Annotated in this window: 13 protein-coding genes, 16 tRNA genes and 2 rRNA genes (1 of these 31 running past the window's edge); 1 reads left to right on the top strand and 30 read right to left on the bottom strand. The window is 36.1% G+C overall.

The window, feature by feature from the left end:
• Positions 1-163: 163 nt before the first annotated feature.
• The 13 genes from colA to BTOYO_RS16190 all read right to left on the bottom strand — a co-directional run bounded on the left by colA (position 164) and on the right by BTOYO_RS16190 (position 19,027).
• Complete coding sequence (gene colA / locus BTOYO_RS16250; protein ID WP_001036363.1) at positions 164-3,061, bottom strand: collagenase ColA; 2,898 nt, start codon at positions 3,059-3,061, stop codon at positions 164-166.
• A 298-nt stretch (positions 3,062-3,359) separates the two neighbouring features.
• Positions 3,360-6,380: a leucine-rich repeat domain-containing protein gene (locus BTOYO_RS16245; protein WP_000582267.1), complete on the bottom strand. Its 3,021-nt coding sequence runs from the start codon at positions 6,378-6,380 to the stop codon at positions 3,360-3,362.
• A gap of 142 nt (positions 6,381-6,522) precedes the next feature.
• A complete protein-coding gene (gene yhbH, locus BTOYO_RS16240) occupies positions 6,523-7,698 on the bottom strand; it encodes a sporulation protein YhbH (protein ID WP_001288242.1) in 1,176 nt (391 codons plus the stop codon).
• 450 nt (positions 7,699-8,148) lie between these two features.
• A complete protein-coding gene (locus tag BTOYO_RS16235; protein WP_000353271.1) occupies positions 8,149-10,044 on the bottom strand; it encodes a PrkA family serine protein kinase in 1,896 nt (631 codons plus the stop codon).
• A gap of 395 nt (positions 10,045-10,439) precedes the next feature.
• Positions 10,440-12,509 carry a sensor domain-containing protein gene (locus BTOYO_RS16230; protein WP_000664281.1) on the bottom strand — a complete coding sequence of 690 codons (2,070 nt, stop codon included), beginning with the start codon at positions 12,507-12,509 and terminating at the stop codon, positions 10,440-10,442.
• A gap of 126 nt (positions 12,510-12,635) precedes the next feature.
• Complete coding sequence (gene trmL / locus BTOYO_RS16225; protein ID WP_000538149.1) at positions 12,636-13,124, bottom strand: tRNA (uridine(34)/cytosine(34)/5-carboxymethylaminomethyluridine(34)-2'-O)-methyltransferase TrmL; 489 nt, start codon at positions 13,122-13,124, stop codon at positions 12,636-12,638.
• A 58-nt stretch (positions 13,125-13,182) separates the two neighbouring features.
• Positions 13,183-14,070, bottom strand: coding sequence for an amidase domain-containing protein (locus BTOYO_RS16220; RefSeq protein WP_000260518.1), 888 nt, complete (start codon positions 14,068-14,070; stop codon positions 13,183-13,185).
• 44 nt (positions 14,071-14,114) lie between these two features.
• Entirely contained in the window at positions 14,115-15,257 is a 1,143-nt protein-coding gene (gene queG, locus BTOYO_RS16215; RefSeq protein ID WP_000345226.1) for a tRNA epoxyqueuosine(34) reductase QueG, read from the bottom strand.
• Between the two features lie 200 nt (positions 15,258-15,457).
• Positions 15,458-15,531, bottom strand: a tRNA-Gly gene (locus tag BTOYO_RS16210).
• Between the two features lie 115 nt (positions 15,532-15,646).
• Positions 15,647-16,297: a DsbA family protein gene (locus BTOYO_RS16205; protein ID WP_000841321.1), complete on the bottom strand. Its 651-nt coding sequence runs from the start codon at positions 16,295-16,297 to the stop codon at positions 15,647-15,649.
• Between the two features lie 187 nt (positions 16,298-16,484).
• The gene (locus tag BTOYO_RS16200) at positions 16,485-17,261 is read right to left on the bottom strand and encodes a transglycosylase domain-containing protein (protein ID WP_000664700.1); all 777 of its coding nucleotides are present in this window, start codon (positions 17,259-17,261) and stop codon (positions 16,485-16,487) included.
• A 440-nt stretch (positions 17,262-17,701) separates the two neighbouring features.
• Positions 17,702-18,163, bottom strand: coding sequence for an NUDIX hydrolase (locus tag BTOYO_RS16195; protein ID WP_000400461.1), 462 nt, complete (start codon positions 18,161-18,163; stop codon positions 17,702-17,704).
• A gap of 144 nt (positions 18,164-18,307) precedes the next feature.
• Entirely contained in the window at positions 18,308-19,027 is a 720-nt protein-coding gene (locus tag BTOYO_RS16190; RefSeq protein ID WP_000532958.1) for a YebC/PmpR family DNA-binding transcriptional regulator, read from the bottom strand.
• A gap of 642 nt (positions 19,028-19,669) precedes the next feature.
• Here BTOYO_RS16190 and BTOYO_RS16185 point away from each other — a divergent pair.
• Entirely contained in the window at positions 19,670-19,990 is a 321-nt protein-coding gene (locus BTOYO_RS16185; RefSeq protein ID WP_000149352.1) for a DUF3884 family protein, read from the top strand.
• Between the two features lie 177 nt (positions 19,991-20,167).
• On the opposite strand, the gene BTOYO_RS16180 is transcribed toward BTOYO_RS16185, so the two are convergent.
• From BTOYO_RS16180 to BTOYO_RS16100, 17 genes are all read right to left on the bottom strand, one after another.
• Positions 20,168-20,249 (bottom strand) — tRNA-Leu (locus BTOYO_RS16180).
• A gap of 10 nt (positions 20,250-20,259) precedes the next feature.
• Positions 20,260-20,330: transfer RNA gene (locus BTOYO_RS16175), tRNA-Cys, on the bottom strand.
• Between the two features lie 14 nt (positions 20,331-20,344).
• Positions 20,345-20,419 (bottom strand) — tRNA-Gly (locus BTOYO_RS16170).
• Positions 20,420-20,424: 5 nt separating this feature from the next.
• Positions 20,425-20,499: transfer RNA gene (locus tag BTOYO_RS16165), tRNA-Gln, on the bottom strand.
• 63 nt (positions 20,500-20,562) lie between these two features.
• Positions 20,563-20,638: transfer RNA gene (locus BTOYO_RS16160), tRNA-His, on the bottom strand.
• Between the two features lie 19 nt (positions 20,639-20,657).
• Positions 20,658-20,731: transfer RNA gene (locus BTOYO_RS16155), tRNA-Trp, on the bottom strand.
• Between the two features lie 7 nt (positions 20,732-20,738).
• Positions 20,739-20,822: transfer RNA gene (locus tag BTOYO_RS16150), tRNA-Tyr, on the bottom strand.
• A gap of 10 nt (positions 20,823-20,832) precedes the next feature.
• A tRNA-Thr gene (locus BTOYO_RS16145) sits at positions 20,833-20,908 on the bottom strand.
• Positions 20,909-20,926: 18 nt separating this feature from the next.
• Positions 20,927-21,002 (bottom strand) — tRNA-Phe (locus tag BTOYO_RS16140).
• A gap of 12 nt (positions 21,003-21,014) precedes the next feature.
• Positions 21,015-21,090 (bottom strand) — tRNA-Asp (locus BTOYO_RS16135).
• A gap of 3 nt (positions 21,091-21,093) precedes the next feature.
• Positions 21,094-21,170, bottom strand: a tRNA-Met gene (locus BTOYO_RS16130).
• Positions 21,171-21,196: 26 nt separating this feature from the next.
• Positions 21,197-21,272: transfer RNA gene (locus BTOYO_RS16125), tRNA-Val, on the bottom strand.
• A 4-nt stretch (positions 21,273-21,276) separates the two neighbouring features.
• Positions 21,277-21,351, bottom strand: a tRNA-Glu gene (locus tag BTOYO_RS16120).
• A gap of 18 nt (positions 21,352-21,369) precedes the next feature.
• Positions 21,370-21,461 (bottom strand) — tRNA-Ser (locus BTOYO_RS16115).
• Between the two features lie 2 nt (positions 21,462-21,463).
• Positions 21,464-21,538 (bottom strand) — tRNA-Asn (locus tag BTOYO_RS16110).
• Positions 21,539-21,546: 8 nt separating this feature from the next.
• A 5S ribosomal RNA gene (rrf, locus tag BTOYO_RS16105) occupies positions 21,547-21,662 on the bottom strand.
• A 102-nt stretch (positions 21,663-21,764) separates the two neighbouring features.
• Positions 21,765-23,962: ribosomal RNA gene (locus BTOYO_RS16100) — 23S ribosomal RNA — on the bottom strand (it continues 724 nt past the right edge of the window).

The following is a 23,962-nucleotide window of genomic DNA, read 5'->3' as shown; positions in this document are numbered from 1 at the left end:
GTTATTTACCCTTTAAAGAAAAACCTGTAAGACAGGTCTCTAAAAAAGAACAGGAGAAACCTATTGTGACAGGCTCCTCCTAGAAAATAACCGATATATTATATATCTATATAATACACTATTTTCCACAAAAAGTAAAGTTAAACATACATTGGAAAAGCACTTATTTTAGTGATAATGAGTACGTTCCATCGCCATTATCATATTTATATACATACAAGTAATACTTACCTGGTTTTGCATTTAATTTTGCTTCTATATGATTTCCATTAGCTTGACCGTAAGCAGCATAATTTTGCATATCTGATTCATGGTGAAGTACCCACGTCATCCCAATTCCATACTCATTTAAAACAGAAATATCGATATCTTTCGCTGATGCTACATTAAATGTATAAACATCGGTGTGATCCCCGCCGATAAGGCTACCTTTTATAGTAGTGTTTAGTCCGATACGATTTGCTTCCTCTTTACGATTATTTGGTTCAGATTCTGTTAAACTTCCATCTTTAATCGTAACAGTTGTTTCACTTCTACTCTCTTTTCCTTTATCATCTTTTACTCTTAACACTACTTTATAAGTTCCTTCTTTTTCATATGCATGTACTGGATTAACTTCTGTACTTGTTCTTCCGTCTCCAAACTCCCATGAATAAGAAACGATTTTTCCATCTTCGTCGTTTGATCCATCACTTTTGAATTGAATTCCTTCTTTTACAAGCCCATTATAAGGACCGTTTATATGAACTGTCGGAGCTTTATTTTCTCCGTCATCTTTTGCGATACCATGGAAGACTACGTCATATTCAAATTCATTGGAACTATTCACACGGTAATTGACGAAATATGCTGTAACCGTTTTGTAGCCGCTCCATTCTTTTTGCGCCAATTGTTCTAAAGCTTCATTTACTCTTTTACCCATTGCATTCCAGTCTTCTGATTCACCTTTTGTTACACTACCTGTAAACGTACCTTCTAATGTAAATGTATTAAAGAATTGAGACTCGTGTTTTGTCATTTTTGCATCTTTCATAGACAACGTCTCACTAATTTCTTTCTTCACTTCTGTTAACGACTTTGGTGCATGTTCAGCTAAATAATCATCTGCTACTTCCGGTACAGTGTACTTATCTTGATTATTAATTAACTGCTGCATATACTCTTGATACTCTTTATTTAGCTTAGAATCTTTACTTAGGTTTTCACGATATGCATCATAATTTTTCACGTCATTCGCACGAATTAAATCTTGAATTTTATCAAATGTTTCAAACTGATGCGTATATAAGTAAGACTGCAATGCGAACGAGTAGTTATAGAAATCCCAAGAACCATATTTAGCAAATAGTGTGCGCTCTGCTGTATAACGGCTTGCAGGATCAGATGATAATCCGCTAATGATGCTCTTTCTTGGTACAACGTTATTCGTACGAGTAGATCCTGCGAAAAACTCTGCATTTCCTTCTTGGAACCAAGTTAACCTTTCATTTTGATACATATCTCCTCTTCCAAATAGACCTGGTACTTCATATCTTCCTTGCAGGTAATGAGTAAATTCATGACGGAATAACTCTTCTAAACTATAAATACTTTGCTCTGGTGTACGCTCATATGTAAAGAATGTACCTGTCTCTTCAATATAAATTCCACCATTGTTTGTTTCATATCCATACAATTGTCTATTTAACTGATATTCATCTGGACTATTATAAATTACAATCGTTAATACATCATCCGCATTTCCTGGCTCTAACGCTTTGTCATTTCCAATTACACGATGATACTGTGCCTTTACTTCCTTCGCAGCCCAATATAGTCTCTTAATTTTTTCTTCTGATACTTTATCTCCTGTTTTGAACACAATTGATCCATCGTCGAATGTATACGTTTTTGGTAAGTATTGCTCTTTTCCTTCTTTACGTATTTTCTCTAAATCTACCGTATTCCCGCTATAATCTTTCCCATTATAATTTGTTGTAATTTGTTCTACCGCAACAAAATACGGTTCACTTAAACGCGGATACATATGCATCGCTTGTGTAACAACCTCTAGTCCTTTATTTGGATTGCTATGAAACTTCCCTAAACGGCTAGCAAAATAAATTCCATTATTAACGAGCCATTTATTTTCTGACGTTACTTCATTTAGAAGAGCAATACGATTTATTTCATTAATAAACCCATCTACTTTTCCATACCACATCGTTTCATTCGCTTCTTTACGGGCCTCATTTAAGTAAGACTGTATATCATAATCAATGCCTTGCATCATATCGTATACAGCTTGTCCTTTCATACGATCGTCTACATATGCATTAAAATTATCATTATATTGTTTTAAAATATTCGATGCGTATTGCACTGTTTCAACATCACTTGATGCATTACTAATTAATTTACCGTATGCAGATACTACTGTATCTTGCTCATTTGTTCCAAGCTTAAAGTTTGGATTTTTTGCGATTGCTTTTAAAGCCGGTAAGCATTTGTCCTGGAAGCTTCTTTCATTTAAAGCGCTTAATTCATTATTATAAAATGCAAGATAAAAAGCTGAACGTAACACTTCAGTAAACGTTTGAATTCCTTTTGAATCATCTTTCGTAAATGTACTACCTCTATGAGCTAATTCATCTATAATGACTTGCATTTTTCCGTTATCTTTATAAAAGGCTTTTGCATCTTCATTAAACTGGAATAAGTCTGTAATTTGATGCCACTTAATACTGCCTAACGTTTCAACTAACTCTTGATCATTCATTTTGTTTAAATCAGCCATTGAATAGCTGTCTTTAGCTTGCTTTACTGCCAAGTTCCTCGTAATAGATGCTGGTCGCTGTGAAAAATCTCCTACTTTTAAACGTTCTTGAAATGATAATGTTTCTTCGGCTTTAGAAACGTGTCCGATCTCATCTACTGGTTTTTCAATTCCAACTGGTTTCGAATGCAATACATTATATGGCACCTTTTCTTCTGCTGATACATTCGTTTGAATTGCCCCTAACGATAGCGCCATTGTACTAATACTAAGCATCATTTTATTAATTTTTGATTTCTTGTTCATATCATTGCCCCCTATTTATATATTCCATCCACGAAATTAACATATTATCCGGATAAAAAGATATAAAATGCAATATTTCATATTATTTCTTGATACAATTTGAACGTATCATGAACGAAAAGTACTTACAATTTTCGCTACAGCTTCTCCATTATTTTATTGATTAAAACATCCTCGTATCCATATCCTTCCCCTATTCAAAAAGACCTTATCATAAGCATATTTCAACATGAAATTGCTATGATAAGGTCTTCTCAAATAATTATATATTTTTTGTAATAATAAGATAAAACGTTATTTATTTCTTAAATACTCTCTTTCTAAATACAAACATACTTAATGCTGAAAGAACAAATGCTAATCCAGAAAGTAAACTCGATGTGTTAGCTTGACTACCAGTTGCTGCTAAAGACTTCTGATTTTCCTCTTGCTTATTAACTTGTTGCTTATTTGAAACTTTTTCTTGCGTACTCTCTTGTCCTACCACCTTCACCGGCCCAACTTGATTATCCCCTTTTGGCTCTTGATTCAATCCAGTTGTTGATTCTTTTACCTCTTCTTTTGTACCTTCAACTTCTTTTACTGGTTCTTTCACTTCTTCTTTTGTACCTTCAACTTCTTTTACTGGCTCTTTTACTTCTTCTTTCGTTTCTTCAACTTCTTTTATCGGCTCTTTTACTTCTTCTTTTGTTTCTTCAACTTCTTTTACTGGCTCTTTTACTTCTTCTTTTGTTTCTTCAACTTCTTTTACTGGTTCTTTCACTTCTTCTTTTGTACCTTCAACTTCTTTTACTGGTTCTTTCACTTCTTCTTTTGTACCTTCAACTTCTTTTACCGGTTCTTTTACTTCTTCTTTCGTTTCTTCAACTTCTTTTACCGGCTCTTTTACTTCTTCTTTCGTTTCTTCAACTTCTTTTACCGGCTCTTTTACTTCTTCTTTCGTTTCTTCAACTTCTTTTACTGGCTCTTTTACTTCTTCTTTCGTTTCTTCAACTTCTTTTACCGGTTCTTTTACTTCTTCTTTCGTTTCTTCAACTTCTTTTACCGGTTCTGTCACTTCTTCTTTTTCAACTATATTTTGGATTACCGTTCCGTTAAAACTTATACTAATTTCATCAGAATCTAAATCAAATTTATATACCTTTTCACCTGGGGTACTCCATTTTATTACTCCGTTATTAAGCGTTCCGCCCTCACCTGTCATTTTGATATTGTCAATAGCTTCTCCTTCTAAGTCATATACAGGAACTTGAATTTCTTCATTTACTTTTGCTTCATCTAAAATGATTGTTTGTCTCCCGACATCAATTGAAAACCACTGCCCTAATTGTATTAGCGGTCTTACATCACAAATCTCATTCCCTGCTAAATTCAAGCTAAGTAAGTCCAGCATTGAACCAATAACCGTTACATCTTTAATATGATTGTCTGCAAGATTTAACCACTGTAAGTTTTTTAATGAAGATAACGGTGTTATATCTTCAATTTGATTATGAGATACATTCACAATATTTAATTGTTTCAAATTTGAGATGAACTCAATATTTTTCAAGCCTACTCCTTCTAAAGTGAGGTTTTCTAAGTTCGTCATGTACTCTAAACCTGTTACATCTTTTATCTCTTTTCCTTTTTCTTTAAGTATCTCTAATGTTTTAATCTGTAATAAATCTTCTTTTGTTATAGGAGCGTTTAAATTCTCTCTACCTAAATTCTCTTTATTAATATGTTGTTGTAAATGTTTATCCAGGATTACATTTTGACTTTCTTTTTGTTTTTCAACTATTTTCTGGACAACCATCCCATTAAATCTTATTTTACTTTCACCAGAGCTTGTATCTAATCTAAATTCATATGTTTTTTCTCCAGGACTATTCCATTTTATAAATCCATTATTCAGAATGGCCCCCTCACTTTTTAAATTGATATTTTGAAGTGGCTCCCCTTTAAGATTGTATATTGGAATTTGTATTTCTTCATCTACGCTTGCTTCACCTAAAAAGATTTTTTGTCGTTGAATATCAATTGAAATTCGCTTACCCAATTCCTCAACAGGCCTTACGTCAGCAATTTCATTCGCTCCTAGGTTCATCTCATGTAAATCTGTTAAATTACTCAGCGGTGATATATCAGAGATATAATTCTCTTCTAAATTCAGTACTTGTAATTTTCCTAATTTAGATAATGGTGATATATCTTTTATTTCACTATCAGCAATTTCTAGTTCAATAAGATTACTCATTTTACTAATAGATTCAACATTACTAATTTTATTGTTCCCTATCCATAATAGTTCCACATTACTTAATTGGTTAATTCCAGTAAGATCACTGATTTGATTATTGGCTAAGTATAACTGTTTCATAGTTGATAATGTAAATAATGGCTGGATGTCTTCAATGTTATTACCAACTAAATCTAATGTTTTAATTTTTTTCATTTTACTTAATGGTGTAAGATCAGAAATTTTATTATCTCTTAAAAAAAGCATATTAATATTCTCTAACTGCTCAATTGGATGAATATTTTTAATTGGATTAGAAGTTAAATCTACGTACTTCAAATCTCTCAGTTTCGAGATGGCTGATATATCTGTTACATTAGATTCTCTTAACGTCAACTTCTCTAAATTTGTCATATGTTCTAAACCAGCTATTTCATTTATTCCTTCACCTGAATAAATGGATAATGTTTTAATCTTTAATAAATCTTCCTTAGTTATTGGATCATTTATATTTTCTCTATTTAAATTATGTTTATTAATATGCCTTTGTAATTGCTTATCTAATATTACATTTCCGCTTTCATCTTGTTGTTCCACTTTATGCTCTTTATTTTCCTTTTCTGGAGCATTGTTTTCTAAATTTAAAGCATTTACTTCAAACTGCACTTGATATTTATTATCATAGGCCATCGTTGGAATATAAATATGCATTTTCATATTATATCTTTTTCCCAATTCCCCAACTTCAAATTGAATAACCTTCGTTCCATTTTTCTTTTTGTCTTCTGATATAACCTTTACATCATGAAACACACCAGGAGTATGAATATCCTCTGTTTTCAAGTATTGGAAGAAATCGCTATCACTTAACGTTGCTGTTACAATTTTCTTTCCATTCTCAATTGTTAATTTCGGATCCTTTATATAAACAGCTGCCATAGACTCTTCATTCGTTTTATCTTTATATGCTTTAATAACAGCGTCATATGTACCATCTTCTAAACCTTGTCCCGTTTTATTCGCCTCAATTGCTACCGCCGCTAAAGCAGGTTTCGAATACACAGCAAATGGAAGTGATAACGCCGCCGCTATAATCATTGCATTTATATGTTTTTTTTATTTTTTTTCAACTTTACATCTCCTCCAATATATATAATTCAAAATGTAATCATTTCTTGAATAAATGATAATGATTTTCATTATCATTGTCAACTAAAAAAATAATCCCTTTTAAAAGGGATTATGCCATTTTCTCTCCTGATTCTTCTTTAAAAAAGCTCTTCATCGCATGGAATACGTCTGCTTTTTGCTTTAAAATATAATATCTAAAGTTCTCATCTTTAATATTTTTATAGGCTGACATAAGCGTACTATGGCGGTTGTACTGATTCACTTCCCCATACCCAAACATATTACATTTCTTCATCAGCTCCTCAACAAGCTTTACACATCTCGCATTATCTGATGTTAAATTATCACCGTCTGAAAAATGGAATGGATAAATATTATAGCGGTCTGGTGAATATTTATTATCGATAAGCTCTAATGCCTTTTTATACACGGAAGAACATATCGTTCCGCCACTTTCTCCTTTTGAGAAAAATTCTTCTTCTGTAACAACTTTCGCTTCTGTATGATGAGCAATAAATTCAATATCAACTGTTTCATACTTTGTACGTAAAAATCTTGTCATCCAGAAAAAGAAGCTACGTGCCATATACTTCTCCCATATTCCCATCGATCCACTCGTATCCATCATCGCTAATACAACAGCTTTTGAATCTGGCTTTAACACTTCATTCCAAGTACGGAACTTTAAATCCTCTTGGTGAATTGGATGGAAAGATGCTTTACCACGCATTGCATTTCGTTTATATGCAGATATCATCGTTCGTTTCTTATCAATATTTCCCCATAGTCCTGTTTTTCTAATGTCATTAAATTCAATATGTTCAATCCGGTTTTCATCCATTTCTTTTCTCTTTAAATTAGGAAGCTCTAGCTCTTTGAAAAACGCTTGCTCTAATTCTAAAATAGAGACTTCAGCTTCATAATAATCTTCTCCAGCTGCATCTCCTGCACCTTGACCTTTTCCTGGGCCTTTTTGCTTTTGACCACCTGATCCATCTCTCGCAACGACATCACCAACTTTGCTATCACCAGTTCCTTGCCCAACGTGTTTGTTTTTATCATAATTGTACCGAATCTTATATTCATCTAAAGAACGAATTGGTATTTTTACAACATCCTTGCCATTAGACATAACAATGCTTTCTTCTGTTACAAGATCGGGTAAATTATTCTTAATTGCCTCTTGTACTTTTTCTTGATGGCGCTGTTGGTCGTCATATCCTTTGCGATGGAGGGACCAGTTTTCCTGTGAAATCGTATAATTTGGTTGATTTTCTTCGCTCATTCCTTTCCCTCCTTACTGTAATTGTCTTTCTCTATGAACAGCAATCTATAAATTTTGTTCTATAATGTTCAAGCTAAAATATTTGAAAGGTAACTGCCCATCGAAAATCACCCCATAAACATATATAACGTTTTACATACAATACTCCGAGCATCCTAAACAAAATTTTGCCACTCACATAATAGAAAGAAATATTCAGCCTCTGATAAGAAAGAAACACAATGCATTGTTGCACACATTTTCACTTTGCAACATATTGTATTGTGTTGGCTTTTTTCGTATGAATGGTTGGTTACTCTATCATATGCATATTGTAAAAATAATTGACAATAAATTCATGAAATTGCATCTTAATTTATTATATTTGGACAAGGTATGACACTTTACACATATGAATGGATAATAAAACGCTGTCCCGCAAAAAACAAGAGACAGCGTTTTGTTATCAAACTATCGATTTAGCAAGCTACCTACATAGCGTAATAATTCATTTGCCGAAGAAGAATTATAGCCATGCTCATCAATTAAACGTGCAACAACATCGTTGATTTTCTTAAGCTGATTTTCATCTGGTGTTTTCGTTGATGTTGTGATTTTCACGACATCTTTTAAATCAGCAAATAGCTTCTTCTGAATCGCTTCGCGAAGACGTTCATGCGAGTTATAATCGAAACGTTTTCCTTTACGCGCATAAGCAGAGATGCGAATTAAAATTTCTTCACGGAATGCTTTCTTCGCGTTTTCTGAAATTCCAATTTGTTCCTCAATTGAGCGCATTAGTTTTTCATCTGGGCTCATTTCTTCACCTGTTAATGGATCACGTAATTTCGATTTATTGCAATATGCTTCAACGTTATCTAAGTAATTATCCATAAGTGTCTTAGCCGATTCTTCGTATGAATATACGAATGCTTTTTGTACTTCTTTCTTAGCAATTTCATCATATTCTTTTCTTGCTAATGAAATGAAGTTCATATAGCGCTCACGATCTTCATTACTAATGGATGGATGCTGGTCTAATCCATCTTTTAAAGAACGAAGTACGTCTAGTGCATTAATAGATGGTACTTCTTTTCTAATAATTGTAGAAGAAATTCGGTTAATAACATAACGTGGGTCAATACCGCTCATACCTTCATCTTGGTATTCCCGTTGCAATTCTTCTACATCAATCGCATTATAACCCTCTACCATTTCACCATCATATAAACGCATCTTTTTGTTTAAATCAATATCTGGACGCTTCGGATCTTTTAAGCGAGTTAAAATTGTAAACATCGCTGCAACACGAAGTGTGTGTGGTGCAATATGCACATTCGATACATCACTTTCATGAATCATCTTCTCATAAATATGTTCCTCTTCACTCACTCGTAAATTGTATGGAACTGGCATTACAATAATTCTTGAATGCAATGCTTCATTTTTCTTATTTGCTATAAATGAGCGATACTCTGTTTCGTTCGTATGCGCTACAATTAATTCATCTGCTGAAATAAGCGCAAACCTTCCCGCTTTGAAATTACCTTCTTGCGTAAGCGATAATAAATGCCATAAAAACTTCTCATCGCATTTTAACATCTCTTGGAATTCCATCATCCCTCGGTTCGCCTTATTTAATTCTCCATCAAATCGATACGCACGAGGATCTGATTCTGAACCATATTCTGCAATTGTTGAAAAGTCTAGACTACCTGTTAAATCGGCAATATCTTGTGATTTTGGATCAGACGGGCTAAATGTACCAATCCCTGTACGACGATCTTCCGAGAAGAAAATACGCTCTACAACTACATCCTCAATTCTTGACCCATATTCTTGCTCTAGACGCATTACATTTAATGGTGATAAATTCCCTTCAATTCTCACTCCATACTCATCAAAGAAATCATCCCGTAAATGATGTGGAATTAAATGCAGTGGATCTTCGTGCATCGGGCAGCCTTTAATTGCAAAAATCGCTCCACGATCTGTACGTGAGTATGTTTCTAATCCTCGTTTCAACATCGTAACTAATGTTGATTTCCCTCCACTAACAGGACCCATTAATAATAAAATACGTTTTCTAACATCTAATCTTTTTGCAGACGGATGAAAATATTCTTCAACAAGACGCTCTAGTGCATCCTCTAGTCCAAACAGCTGATTACTAAAGAAATTATATTTTCTTCTACCATCAACTTCTTCGATTCCGGCATCTTTTATCATATTGTAAATGCGAGAGTGTGCTGTTTGAGCCACCCATGGTCTTTCTTTCACAAGCTCCAAATACTCCGCAAACGTACCTTCCCATTGTAAACGTTCTTCTGCTGCTCGATGCTGTTCAATCTTTTTTAGAATATCCATTATAGCTCCTCCCCCATCTCCTTGTTCAATCGGATTATTATAAAAGGTATGCTAGGATGTCCTTAAACATTCTTTAAATCAAAACGAAATATATAGTAGTGCTATAAAATTCTCTCCAAAATTCAAAGAAAATTCTGTATAATATAGGTATTAAAGTTTTCACACTGCTATTCATTATAAATAAATTCTTTTCTTCTAAGAACCTTACATACATTTCAATTCATAAATAGAATTCGTAAATCGAAAAAGTAGGGGGAGTATTAATATGAAATTATTATTAATTTTAGGTGTATCACTCACATTTCTTACAGCTATTTTCACATCTGGTTACAACGATAAACCAGGTACACATAAAAAGTGATGTGCTTTTAGCACATCACTTTTTTCTTTATACATCATGTATAATACATATTTTCCACATCATATTTTGATAAAGGGCGACTATAATAATAACCTTGTACAATTTCTACATTTTTTTCCTTCAAAAACTGTATTTGTTCTGCTTTTTCTACTCCTTCTGCAATTACATTCAATTCTAATGTATGAGCTAAATGAATAATTGCAGCCGTAATATTCGTATCACGTTCATCTACATGTATACCTTCCATAAAAGAGCGATCAATTTTCAAAGTATCAATTGGATATGTTTTCAAATAACTTAAAGACGAATACCCTGTTCCAAAATCATCTAAATGAATCTTTAAATTTTGTTCTTTTAATTGTAGCAACACTCTCTTTGATATGTCTTTATGTATAAGGGCTCCTTCTGTCACCTCTATCGCTAATAGATGAGCTGGTACATTGTACTTATTTAAAGCACGTGTAATCATCTCTATTAATGTAATAGATCGAAAATGTCTAGCTGAAATATTAACTGCAATCGGAACCACTTCATACCCTTTATTTAACCATTCACGTATTTGCTGACACACTTGATCTACTACCCACTCATCAAGCTTAATAATAAAACCTGTTCTTTCTGCCAGTGGAATAAATTGATTGGGAGGGACAAATCCTAATTCTTTATTCTCCCATCTTATTAAAGCTTCCATACTAGCTATTTTTTTCGTTTCAATATTAACCTGCGGCTGGTAATATAAGAAAAATTCATTTTTCTCTATAGCACGATGTAACTGATTTTCCATTACAAACCTTTTCTCACGTTCACAATCTAATCCTTTACAATAAAAATGATAATGCCCTTTTCCTTTTTCCTTTGCTTTTTCCAAAGCAGCATCAACTCTTTGAAAAAGTATTTTTTCATCGGCTCCATCTGTTGGTGCCATTACAATTCCAATTGATGCACTTAAATACACGTCCTCTTCTTCAATTACAAAATGTTCACTAATCTTTTCTAATATGTTTTTTGCAACTTCCTCTACATATTCTTTCGTTATATTTTCTATTAACATAACAAATTGGTCATCATGTTCTCTAAATAAATGCATACCTTCTATTTCTAGATTGCTTAAACATTCTGTAACTTTTTGTAATACTTTATCTCCTTCTTTATGACCAAATGTATCATTAATAAGATGAAATTCATCCAAATCCATGAAAACTAGTGCAAGCTCTTTATTTTCATTTAAAAACTCATTTAGCTTGTTTGTGCATGAAATTCTATTCATTAAACCTGTTAATTGGTCATAATAAGCTAAGTATTCCGTCTTCATCTCATTTAATACTTGCCTTGTAACATCCCTCGTAACAATATACACCCCAACAATTTCACCGTTCACAATAATCGGGATCGTTCTCAAAGAAATATATAGTTCATATCCTTCTTTATGAACATATTTCTTTGAAACAATTTGTTTTGCTCTCCCCTGTAAAGCTTCCTTAAATATAATTTGAAAGTCTTTTTCATATTCTTTAATAATAAAGTTAAAAATAAAGTTATTATTTAACTCTTCATATCGGTATCCAAATATTTCATACGTTGCCGGATTAGCATATGTAATTATACCTATAGAATCTATAGATATAATGGAGTCATTATTATATTCTAGTAATGACTTAAATAACATTTGTTTTTCCTCTATCTCTGCTTTCTCCTCAATCTGAGCTGTAATATCCCTTGTAATACAAATAATAAATTGACATACCCCTTCTTCGTCGTATACAGGATTAACTGAAGACTCATAATGTAAATTACCAGTTGGGAAACTGATTACATCACAAAATGTGTGTGCTCTCGCCTCTCTCACCACTTTTGTATATTGCTCTTGTAATATTTTCACCTTTTCTCCTGATAACACTTCTGCAAATGTTTTTCCGTAACATTCTTCACTTAATCCAGCATAATCCATCCCTATTTTATTTATATAAATATATTTAAAGATCTCATCATCAATAACTTTCACAATAAATACTAAATCTTGAATAGCATGTAATAGTCCTTGTCTTATTAAATCCATATCTATCATACTTAAAAAGGTATTTTGATTGTTATATTGTTCCTTCATATTTATCTCAACCCGTCTTATCTATTTTTAATCATATATCCCATTCTATATGAATATGTACCTTTTTTAAAATGTATGACTACATATTATTTTTATTTATAAAAAAAAGCCGCCTAATGGCGACTTTTAATAAACGATTTCTAAATCTAATCCTGGATAATTTTGTTGACGAAACGCTTCATAAATTAAAATTGCTGCTGTATTAGATAAATTTAATGAACGTACTTTATCCGTCATTGGAATACGTAAACAATGATCGAAGTTTTCTTCGATTACATTAGCTGGTAAGCCATTTGTTTCTCTTCCAAACACGAAATAATAATCCTTCTCACGTTTGCTATAATCAAATGCTGTATGAGCTTTCTCACCATACTTTGTTAAATAGAAGAATTCACCGTCTTTATTTTTCTCATAAAACTCTTCAATTGAATCGTAATACGTAACTTTTACGTGCTGCCAATAATCTAATCCTGCACGCTTTAACATTTTGTCATCCGTTGAAAACCCAAGCGGTCTAATCAAATGTAATTCTGTTCCAGTTGCTGCACAAGTACGTGCAATATTTCCTGTATTTGCTGGAATTTCTGGTTGATATAAAACAACATGTACACCCACGCGATATTCACCTCTGTTTTTTGTCTACTACGTATTATACCACTTGAACGAAAAATCTCTACCCATTAATAATATGAAAGAATTTATATTTCATTTGTGGTGTGTATTTACTAGAGTCCTCATAACTCCAATAACGCCGCCGGCTATTTGCTGAATGTGCATTTACAAGTGGCATACCATCTGCGTCTTTTGCTACTACAATCGTCGTATGATTCCACCTACCGTCATCTTCGAAATCGTAAGCAATGACATCACCAAGAATAAGGTCTTCCGGCTTTTCTACAGCTTCTCCTCGCAGGCCAACTGTAGAACCTGACAAGTACCAGTAAAAAGAGTGTGCGACAGCCCAGCTCCAACTCCACTGGTTCTCCCTTTGCCACCAACCTTTACGAATATTAGGATATCCGTTCATTGGTACTTCTCCAGTATGAAGACATTGAGAAATAAAATTTGTACAATTATCAGGAAAATTGCGATACACTGGGTTTCGATCATCCCACCAACGCTCTGCATATTTTACTGCCTCTAAACGATTATACTGATAAGAACCGTATTTCTCTTTCGTAACTTCTCTTTCTAATGTCTCACCTATTCCAATCTCTTCTGGCACTTCAATAGCATAATCACCTATTATCCGGCTATTATTTAAACAAACTCTTCGTTTTAATTGTTCCTCTTCGATATAAAATAATTCTTTATGCTTAATTAAATATTTAAAATGTACTTGATAATCAATTTCTTGATAATCACTACTATTTAGCTGTCTAATGAAAGAAACATCTGCTGTTGCTTTCACTATATCTGCACTACGTTTTTGAAACAATTGTTTCTTTCTTTGTGCTAGTTGTAATAAATCTTTAGCAATACCATCCACATTTGTTCGTTTCTCTGTTACATATGCTAAAAACTGTTGTACTTGTGTTTCAATATTTTCTTTTACAACCATTTCATCTCCCTCCCATATTACAATATGAAAAAGGGAGATATTATCTACTCTTTTTTCTGCGCTAACAATGCAAGCCCGCGATTCATTTCATGAAGAACTTCTTCATCCTTTTCACGTTCCATCGCTTTCTCAATGGCTTCGCCTACTCCATCTCCACCAATTTTCCCAAGTGCCCACGCTGCTGTTCCGCGTAGCACTGGTCTTGGATCATCTTTCATAACACCGATTAGATCAGGAATTGCTGATGCTTCTTTAAAATGCGCCAATGCTAAAATCGCATTTCGTTGCAATGGCTTTTTACCTCTCCATGACCCTGACATAATCCCATATTTCTCTTTAAAATCACGATTACTAATTGTTAAAAGTGGTGTTAAGAGCGGTTTAACTAATTCAGGATCTGGCTCCATCTCAGGATGATTATGAAAATCCATTCCTTTATTTTTTGGACAAACAGTCTGACATGTGTCACATCCATATATACGATTTCCTATTTTATCGCGATATTCTTCAGGTAGGAACCCTTTCGTCTGTGTTAAAAAGGCAATACATTTCTTCGAATCTAACTGCCCACCCTGTATTAAAGCACCTGTAGGACAAACATCAATACATTTTGTACAGCTTCCACATTGATCTTCTATCGGCTGATCTGGTGGAAATGGAACGTTTGTAATTATTTCTCCCAAGTATACATACGAACCAAATTCAGGTGTAATAATAGCGCAGTTCTTACCACTCCATCCGATACCTGCACGTTCTGATACAGCACGATCGCTTAACTCACCTGTATCAACCATTGACTTCACTTCTATATCTGGAAGCTTTTCAATTAAATATGCCTCTAACTTTTGCAAACGATCTCGTAAAACAAGATGGTAATCTTGTCCCCAAGAGGCACGACAAAAAATCCCACGGCGTTCTCCACGTTTACTTAATGGTGCGTTTTTTAATTTTGAAGGATACGCTAAAGCAATCGCAATAATTGATTTCGCACCTGGTAATAAAAGCTGTGGATTCGTTCTTTTTTCTATATCAGACTCTTCAAATCCAGATTGATAATTTAATTGTTGCTGCTGGATTAACCGCTGCTTTAGCTCCTCAAATGGGGAAGCACTCGCAAAGCCTATTTTATCTATACCAATTGTTTTACTATATGCAATTACATCTTGCTTTAATTGTTCAAAATCCATTCTTAATCGCCTCCTCAGATGAACCCATCCCTTATGTAACGACTATATTGATTAGCAATTCACTTTTGGAATACTATTCTTTACTTCTATTTTCGCATACTATTACGCTTTTCAAACATTAAAAAACGCAATGCCTCGTTTATCTCAGAAACGAAACACTGCGTTGATCACAATTTATTAGAAAAACATTAAATAAAATTTGGAGCGGGTGAAGAGAATCGAACTCTCGACCAGAGCTTGGAAGGCTCTTGTTTTACCACTAAACTACACCCGCAAATATGAAATACATATAAGATATTAGAATAACTTATGTAAAGTAGTATAGCATGTAAAAAAAACGGAAGCAAGAATTTTATCGAAAAAAGTCGAAAAAGTGATGAGAGACCTCATCACTTTTTCAATTCTTTATCAATCGCCTTCTTCATACTATCGAAATCAGGATTTGCAAGATTCCCGTTTATATATACTGAAGGAGCACCTTGAACTTTTAATTTTTGAGCACGATCTGAATCTTTACGTACTTTTTCTTTTATTTCTTTACTGTGTAAATCTTTTTTAAACTGTTCTACATCAACTTTTGGAAGTTTCTCTTTCACAATGCTAAGAAGTAATTCTTCTGTAATCCATTCTTCCGTATCTTTCTTTTGACTTTGATAAATCTCATCATAGAAAGTCCAGAATGAATCTTTATCTTGTTTATAAATTGCTTCACCAGCTGCTGCGCCTAAATCAGAGTCTTTTCCAATAAATGGGAAGTTAATAAAATATAACTGCACTTTACCTTTATCAATATATTCTTCTTTTAATCGTGGTAATACCGTTACATCCCAAGTACGACATGCTGGGCATTTGAAGTCTCCAAATTCAACTACCTTAACCGGAGCATCATCTTTACCTAAAGATTGTTGCGTAGAATAAGCAAACATCTCATTCCCTTTATCTTTTTTGTCATTTATGATGCTATACGCAATTGTTCCGATTACAATCAATACTGCGATAGAAAAAACTACACCAAGAGCCATGAGTTTATTTGATTTCATATACATTCCTCTTTAAATTCATATTCTGTATACAGCATTGTACACAATACACATAATATCAACACTTATATACGTCACGCAATGAACACGCTCACATAAATTACAAAAACACAATAATTGTGACGATATTGTGTCACAATTTGTCACAATTTATTCAAAAAAAGAAGCTCCTATGCAAGAGCTTCTCTTAACTTACTGCTTTTTCACGCGCATTATTTAACATCGACTGCTCTGTTTTTATATCATGGCGAATTACTAATTTCTCACTAACTGCTTGCACATACTCATCATGATTGATATATCCTTCTTTTTCCATTAATCTCAAAACTACATTTCGTCTCTCGACCGCTTTATCATAATTTTGCGCAGGTGAGTAATAAGCAGGTGCTTTCACTACAGCAGCCATCATCGCACTTTCAGCCAACGTTAATTGGTTCACCGTTTTACCGAAGTAAAGGTTGGCTGCTTTTTCAATTCCCCATGCTCCTTCTCCGTAATAAATATTACTTACATACAATTTTAAAATTTCATCCTTCGTAAATGTACGTTCAATTTTTTTTGTATAAAAAATCTCTTTCCACTTACGAGAAAATGTACGTTCATTCGTTAAAAAAGCATTTTTCGATAATTGCTGTGTAATTGTGCTTCCTCCTTGCACAACACCACCAGCTTTTATATTCTCAACAGACGCCCTAATAATTGCTATATAATCTAAACCATTATGATGATAAAACCTTTTATCTTCTGTCGCGATAAATGCATGTGTTAATGATTCTGGCACCTCTAACTTAGGCGGTACATGTAATTTACTAATATCACTTTTCTCGATCATTATATTTCCAACGAATAATAACGTACAACTTAACAATAATAATAAAATAATGGCTTTATAAAAGAATTTAGTCATTGGATTTAATGCAACTTTTTGATGATAGTTCACTCTAGATAATACTCGTTCTTTCATCTTGAACACCTCTTTTCCACACAGCATATATATCTCTTAACTTAAGAATACCTTGTTGTAAAAAAATATCCCATCGATTTCTCTTACACCTACCTTACATCATTGTAAGGTATAAAAATGTATTGTATCACAGTCTTTTTTTATCTACTATTCATCTGAAATATTGAATATACATTATTTTAAAACATTCATAACAAACAGCAGCGTAGAAATTAAGAGCGTTATACTTCCTTGATTCCACTTTATTCTTTTATTATATCATCTATAAATTTCTATTTTTAAACATCTAGTAATCTAATTATATATGATATATCATAATTATACAGAACTAATGTTCTCGAAATCAATACTAGCTTTATTATCATTTTGACCTTTTTCTGAAGTAATATACATAAGAAAAGGGTAGCTATTTGAGATACACTCAAATAGCTACCCTTTTCTTACAACCTGCCTATAAGGTTATATGGCTGTACTTCCCACGTTTCGTATGGGATGAAATGCGTTGCTCTCATCGCATCAACTGTTCTTGATTTCATATGAGGACGCGTTATATACTCATCGATGTTCTCTTCATTTAAAGCAATAAATTTAGCCTCTTGTATTTCTTCAGGTTGAATTTTTATATCACCACTCACATATGCCACTTTAAACACAACAGCTAAAATATGCATAGAAGCATTATAATAGACCCCTGTAATTCCGATAGGCTTCACCGATAATCCTGTTTCCTCTTTTATTTCCCTACAAACAGCTTGATCGAGTGCTTCTCCTTCTTCTACCTGTCCCCCAGGCATTTCCCACGTATCCGCTCGCCAATGTACTTTTGTTAAAAGCACCTCATTCTTTTCATTTGTTAAATAGCCTGCTACAGCAACGATATGCTTTGGTGTTTTATGCTCCATAGAAATACCTCCTAGAAATACAATCATTTAAAATACTATCTATGATCCTATTCCATAACTATAACAAAACACCTTTAAAACCTTATCATCTTAATTATTTCAATAAAAAAGACCCAGTTCGTTAAACGAAAGGGTCCTTTTTTATTATTCGCCTAAGTCTACGTTATGGTAAACTTGTTGTACATCTTCTAAATCTTCTAATGCATCAACCATTTTTTCAAATTGTACTTGAGCATCTTCAGGAAGTTCTACATCATTTTGTGCAAGCATTGTTAATTCTGCAACTGTAAATTCTTCAATACCAGCATCTTTAAGTGCAGATTGTACTGAGTGGAATTGATCAGGTTCAGCATAAACGATAACAGAATCTTCTTCTTCTAGAATGTCACGTGCATCTACATCTGCTTCCATTAAAATTTCAAGAACTTCATCTGATGTTTTACCTTCAAGACCGATAACAGCTGTCGCATCGAACATGTAAGCTACAGAACCATTTACGCCCATGTTACCACTGTTTTTGCTAAATGCAGCTCGTACATCTGCTGCAGTACGGTTTACGTTATTTGTAAGTGTATCTACAATTACCATAGATCCATTTGGTCCAAATCCTTCGTAACGAAGCTCATCATAGTTTTCTTCTGAACCGCCTTTTGCTTTTTCAATTGCACGATCAATAATTGTTCTTGGTACATTGTATGTTTTCGCACGCTCTAATACAACTCTTAACGTTTGGTTTGATTCAGGATCTGGCTCGCCTTGTTTTGCTGCCACATAAATTTCACGTCCAAATTTCGCGTATATACGGCTTGTATTTGCATCTTTTGATGCTTTTTTGTCTTTAATGTTGTTCCATTTACGGCCCATACTTTCCACTCTCTTTCTCGTTTTAAATCTACATAAAAATATTAATATGAAATATAATGTGTATTCAACACATTTTTAAAAGAAATATAAAAAGTTCACTTTTGATTCATATTACAGACATAATATAAATCATTATCATTTTGTTCTTTCGACAAGTTATATTATACATGAATTTTTACGTTTATTACGAATTTTAGCATCACATAATATAATTTAACAAAAAAGACTCTAACATTTCTGTTAGAGTCTTTTTACATCGTCGATACCGATTGTCCGGGCCGCACCGACACTCCCGAAGGAACACGATTTTGAGTCTTTCTAGGTGACATTTATATAGTTATATAGAGTGTTCCCCCTAAAATCCTTTATTTTAAAGTATTTTAAAAATTTTGAGCTTCTTTAAACATGATGAATTAAAATGAAACGAAGCCAAAATGGAATCACAATAAATAACTGATACTTTTTACTTTCATTTCTCTCTTGATTAAAATTATCATATTTCATTTATTACTTTATTTCCCGCTAAACAATAAAGAAAAGGGAAAAATTACCACAACCTCCCCCTAATTACTTTTTATTGCTGTATAATTAAAACAGGAAAATAATTTTGGAATTCAAAGATTTGAAGGATGGGAGAGAATTATGACACATTTAAATGAAAAAAAAGCACATGGTCTTAAAGGGATAGGAGAAAAGCTAAACCCAACTATCTATCAAGTGAGATTCATGAAATTAGATGAACCAATTCAATTTGAGTCATTCCCTAAATTAAAGGAATTAGGGGAATGGTTGAGTACTTCAACGCAAATGTGGTCGTGCCACTCAACTATGTACAAGTACAACAGAGAAGAGTTTGAAAAGAAGTTTTTAGAAATTACAAAGTTAACAGTTGATAATGTGCTAATATCTACTGGTGGTGTCGGATTTAACTTCATGTCACCAGGGTGGAGAGATTCTCTATAAAATGAAACACTAAAGGGATAAAAATGAATGTTCATTTTTATCCCTTTAGTGTTTCACAGTTTGCTTTAACTGTATAGCATGAGCTTTGATAGTATTAGTCCTTATTTTGTAGTGCGATGAAAACACAAAAAAACTCTACACAACTAGTGTAGAGCCTTGATGTTACGCCGTTCGTGATACCGATGGTCGGGGTCGAACCGACACTCCCGAAGGAACACGATTTTGAGTCGTGCGCGTCTGCCAATTCCGCCACATCGGCACAATAATAAAGGCGGCAACCGGATTTGAACCGGTGATAAAGGTTTTGCAGACCTCTGCCTTACCACTTGGCTATGCCGCCATATTTAATTTAATTGGAGCGGAAGACGGGATTCGAACCCGCGACCCCAACCTTGGCAAGGTTGTATTCTACCACTGAACTACTTCCGCAAAAATGGCTGGGCTAGCTGGATTCGAACCAGCGCATGACGGAGTCAAAGTCCGTTGCCTTACCGCTTGGCTATAGCCCATCGAATTCTTACTTAATTATATGTAAGTATCAATTAGATTATTTGTAATTTTTAAAATAAAAATGGGGCGACTGATGGGAATCGAACCCACGAATGCCGGAGCCACAATCCGGTGCGTTAACCACTTCGCCACAACCGCCATGTTGTGTAAATATATTTGGCAGGGGCAGTAGGAATCGAACCCACACTGGAGGTTTTGGAGACCTCAGTTCTACCTTTAAACTATGCCCCTATGTAAATGGTGGAGGGGGGCAGATTCGAACTGCCGAACCCGAAGGAGCGGATTTACAGTCCGCCGCGTTTAGCCACTTCGCTACCCCTCCGAAACTTACATGGTGCCGGCTAGAGGACTTGAACCCCCAACCTACTGATTACAAGTCAGTTGCTCTACCAATTGAGCTAAGCCGGCGTATTGTATTAAGATAAATGGTGGCTCGGGACGGAATCGAACCGCCGACACGAGGATTTTCAGTCCTCTGCTCTACCGACTGAGCTACCGAGCCTTATTAAAAAAATGGCGGTCCCGACCGGGGTCGAACCGGCGATCTCCTGCGTGACAGGCAGGCATGTTAACCACTACACCACGGGACCATTTGGTTGCGGGGACAGGATTTGAACCTGCGACCTTCGGGTTATGAGCCCGACGAGCTACCGTGCTGCTCCACCCCGCGATAATACTATTCATATAAAATTTATATGGTGGAGGATGACGGGATCGAACCGCCGACCCCCTGCTTGTAAGGCAGGTGCTCTCCCAGCTGAGCTAATCCTCCAAAGTGGTGACCCGTACGGGATTCGAACCCGTGTTACCGCCGTGAAAGGGCGGTGTCTTAACCACTTGACCAACGGGCCAAATATTATAAATCCTTATGGCGGAGAGCAAGGGATTCGAACCCTTGATACGCTTGTGACGTATACACGATTTCCAATCGTGCTCCTTCGGCCAACTCGGACAGCTCTCCAATGGCTCCGCAGGTAGGAATCGAACCTACGACCGATCGGTTAACAGCCGATAGCTCTACCGCTGAGCTACTGCGGAATAATATTGCCTGGCAACGTCCTACTCTCACAGGGACAAGGTCCCAACTACCATCGGCGCTAGAGAGCTTAACTTCCGTGTTCGGTATGGGAACGGGTGTGACCTCTCTGCCATCATTACCAGACATTATTCTTTTGAGACAATCATTATTATAACTTATTCACTTTAAAAGTCAACAAGTTTTTTTATGTTCTCTCAAAACTAGATAACATTTGCTACATATTATATGGTTAAGTCCTCGATCTATTAGTATTCGTCAGCTCCACATGTCACCATGCTTCCACCTCGAACCTATCAACCTGATCATCTTTCAGGGATCTTACTAGCTTACGCTATGGGAAATCTCATCTTGAGGGGGGCTTCATGCTTAGATGCTTTCAGCACTTATCCCTTCCGCACATAGCTACCCAGCTATGCCCTTGGCAGAACAACTGGTACACCAGCGGTGCGTCCATCCCGGTCCTCTCGTACTAAGGACAGCTCCTCTCAAATTTCCTACGCCCACGACGGATAGGGACCGAACTGTCTCACGACGTTCTGAACCCAGCTCGCGTACCGCTTTAATGGGCGAACAGCCCAACCCTTGGGACCGACTACAGCCCCAGGATGCGATGAGCCGACATCGAGGTGCCAAACCTCCCCGTCGATGTGGACTCTTGGGGGAGATAAGCCTGTTATCCCCGGGGTAGCTTTTATCCGTTGAGCGATGGCCCTTCCATGCGGAACCACCGGATCACTAAGCCCGACTTTCGTCCCTGCTCGACTTGTAGGTCTCGCAGTCAAGCTCCCTTATGCCTTTGCACTCTACGAATGATTTCCAACCATTCTGAGGGAACCTTTGGGCGCCTCCGTTACACTTTAGGAGGCGACCGCCCCAGTCAAACTGCCCACCTGACACTGTCTCCCGGGTCGATAAGACCCGTAGGTTAGAATTTCAATACAGTCAGGGCGGTATCCCACCAGCGCCTCCACCGAAGCTAGCGCTCCGGTTTCAATGGCTCCCGCCTATCCTGTACAAACTGTACCAAAATTCAATATCAGGCTACAGTAAAGCTCCACGGGGTCTTTCCGTCCTGTCGCGGGTAACCTGCATCTTCACAGGTACTATAATTTCACCGAGTCTCTGGTTGAGACAGTGCCCAAATCGTTACACCTTTCGTGCGGGTCGGAACTTACCCGACAAGGAATTTCGCTACCTTAGGACCGTTATAGTTACGGCCGCCGTTTACTGGGGCTTCAGTTCAGAGCTTCGCTTACGCTAACCCCTCTCCTTAACCTTCCAGCACCGGGCAGGTGTCAGCCCCTATACTTCGCCTTACGGCTTCGCAGAGACCTGTGTTTTTGCTAAACAGTCGCTTGGGCCTATTCACTGCGGCTTTCCGTTAAGAAAGCACCCCTTCTCCCGAAGTTACGGGGTCATTTTGCCGAGTTCCTTAACCAGAGTTCTCTCGCACACCTTAGGATTCTCTCCTCGCCTACCTGTGTCGGTTTGCGGTACAGGCACCTTTTATCTCGCTAGAAGCTTTTCTTGGCAGCGGGGAATCAAAGACTTCGCTCCATAAGGAGCTTCCCCATCACAGCTCAGCCTTCACGATAAGCGGATTTGCCTACTTATCAGCCTAACTGCTTGGACGTGCACAACCAATCGCACGCTTCTTCTATCCTTCTGCGTCCCTCCATTGCTCAAACGATAAAGAGGTGGTACAGGAATATCAACCTGTTGTCCATCGCCTACGCCTGTCGGCCTCGGCTTAGGTCCTGACTAACCCTGAGCGGACGAGCCTTCCTCAGGAAACCTTAGGCATTCGGTGGACGGGATTCTCACCCGTCTTTCGCTACTCATACCGGCATTCTCACTTCTAAGCGCTCCACCAGTCCTTCCGGTCTGACTTCACTGCACTTAGAACGCTCCCCTACCACTGATACCATTGGTATCAATTCGCAGCTTCGGTGGTGTATTTAGCCCCGGTACATTTTCGGCGCAGAGTCACTCGACTAGTGAGCTATTACGCACTCTTTAAATGGTGGCTGCTTCTAAGCCAACATCCTAGTTGTCTAAGCAACTCCACATCCTTTTCCACTTAATACACACTTTGGGACCTTAGCTGGCGATCTGGGCTGTTTCCCTCTTGACTACGGATCTTATCACTCGCAGTCTGACTCCTAAGGATAAGTCATTGGCATTCGGAGTTTGACTGAATTCGGTAATCCGATGAGGACCCCTAGTTCAATCAGTGCTCTACCTCCAAGACTCTTACACTTAAGGCTAGCCCTAAAGCTATTTCGGGGAGAACCAGCTATCTCCAGGTTCGATTGGAATTTCTCCGCTACCCACACCTCATCCCCGCACTTTTCAACGTGCGTGGGTTCGGGCCTCCATTCAGTGTTACCTGAACTTCACCCTGGACATGGGTAGATCACCTG

It is taken from the genome of Bacillus toyonensis BCT-7112, from assembly GCF_000496285.1.
Classification (GTDB): domain Bacteria; phylum Bacillota; class Bacilli; order Bacillales; family Bacillaceae_G; genus Bacillus_A; species Bacillus_A toyonensis.
Note: the sequence above shows the minus strand (reverse complement) of the source record. Positions and strands in the feature narration are given on the sequence as shown.

Excerpts from the sequence above, each read along its gene's own strand:
- BTOYO_RS16195 (WP_000400461.1), bottom strand. The coding sequence starts at position 18,163 with ATGGAGCATAAAACACCAAAGCATATCGTTGCTGTAGCAGGCTATTTA.
- queG (WP_000345226.1), bottom strand. The coding sequence starts at position 15,257 with ATGGATTTTGAACAATTAAAGCAAGATGTAATTGCATATAGTAAAACA.
- BTOYO_RS16200 (WP_000664700.1), bottom strand. The coding sequence starts at position 17,261 with ATGAAAGAACGAGTATTATCTAGAGTGAACTATCATCAAAAAGTTGCA.
- BTOYO_RS16245 (WP_000582267.1), bottom strand. The coding sequence starts at position 6,380 with ATGATTATAGCGGCGGCGTTATCACTTCCATTTGCTGTGTATTCGAAA.
- BTOYO_RS16235 (WP_000353271.1), bottom strand. The coding sequence starts at position 10,044 with ATGGATATTCTAAAAAAGATTGAACAGCATCGAGCAGCAGAAGAACGT.
- yhbH (WP_001288242.1), bottom strand. The coding sequence starts at position 7,698 with ATGAGCGAAGAAAATCAACCAAATTATACGATTTCACAGGAAAACTGG.
- BTOYO_RS16190 (WP_000532958.1), bottom strand. The coding sequence starts at position 19,027 with ATGGGCCGTAAATGGAACAACATTAAAGACAAAAAAGCATCAAAAGAT.
- BTOYO_RS16185 (WP_000149352.1), top strand. The coding sequence starts at position 19,670 with ATGACACATTTAAATGAAAAAAAAGCACATGGTCTTAAAGGGATAGGA.
- BTOYO_RS16205 (WP_000841321.1), bottom strand. The coding sequence starts at position 16,297 with ATGAAATCAAATAAACTCATGGCTCTTGGTGTAGTTTTTTCTATCGCA.
- BTOYO_RS16230 (WP_000664281.1), bottom strand. The coding sequence starts at position 12,509 with ATGAAGGAACAATATAACAATCAAAATACCTTTTTAAGTATGATAGAT.
- BTOYO_RS16220 (WP_000260518.1), bottom strand. The coding sequence starts at position 14,070 with ATGGTTGTAAAAGAAAATATTGAAACACAAGTACAACAGTTTTTAGCA.
- colA (WP_001036363.1), bottom strand. The coding sequence starts at position 3,061 with ATGAACAAGAAATCAAAAATTAATAAAATGATGCTTAGTATTAGTACA.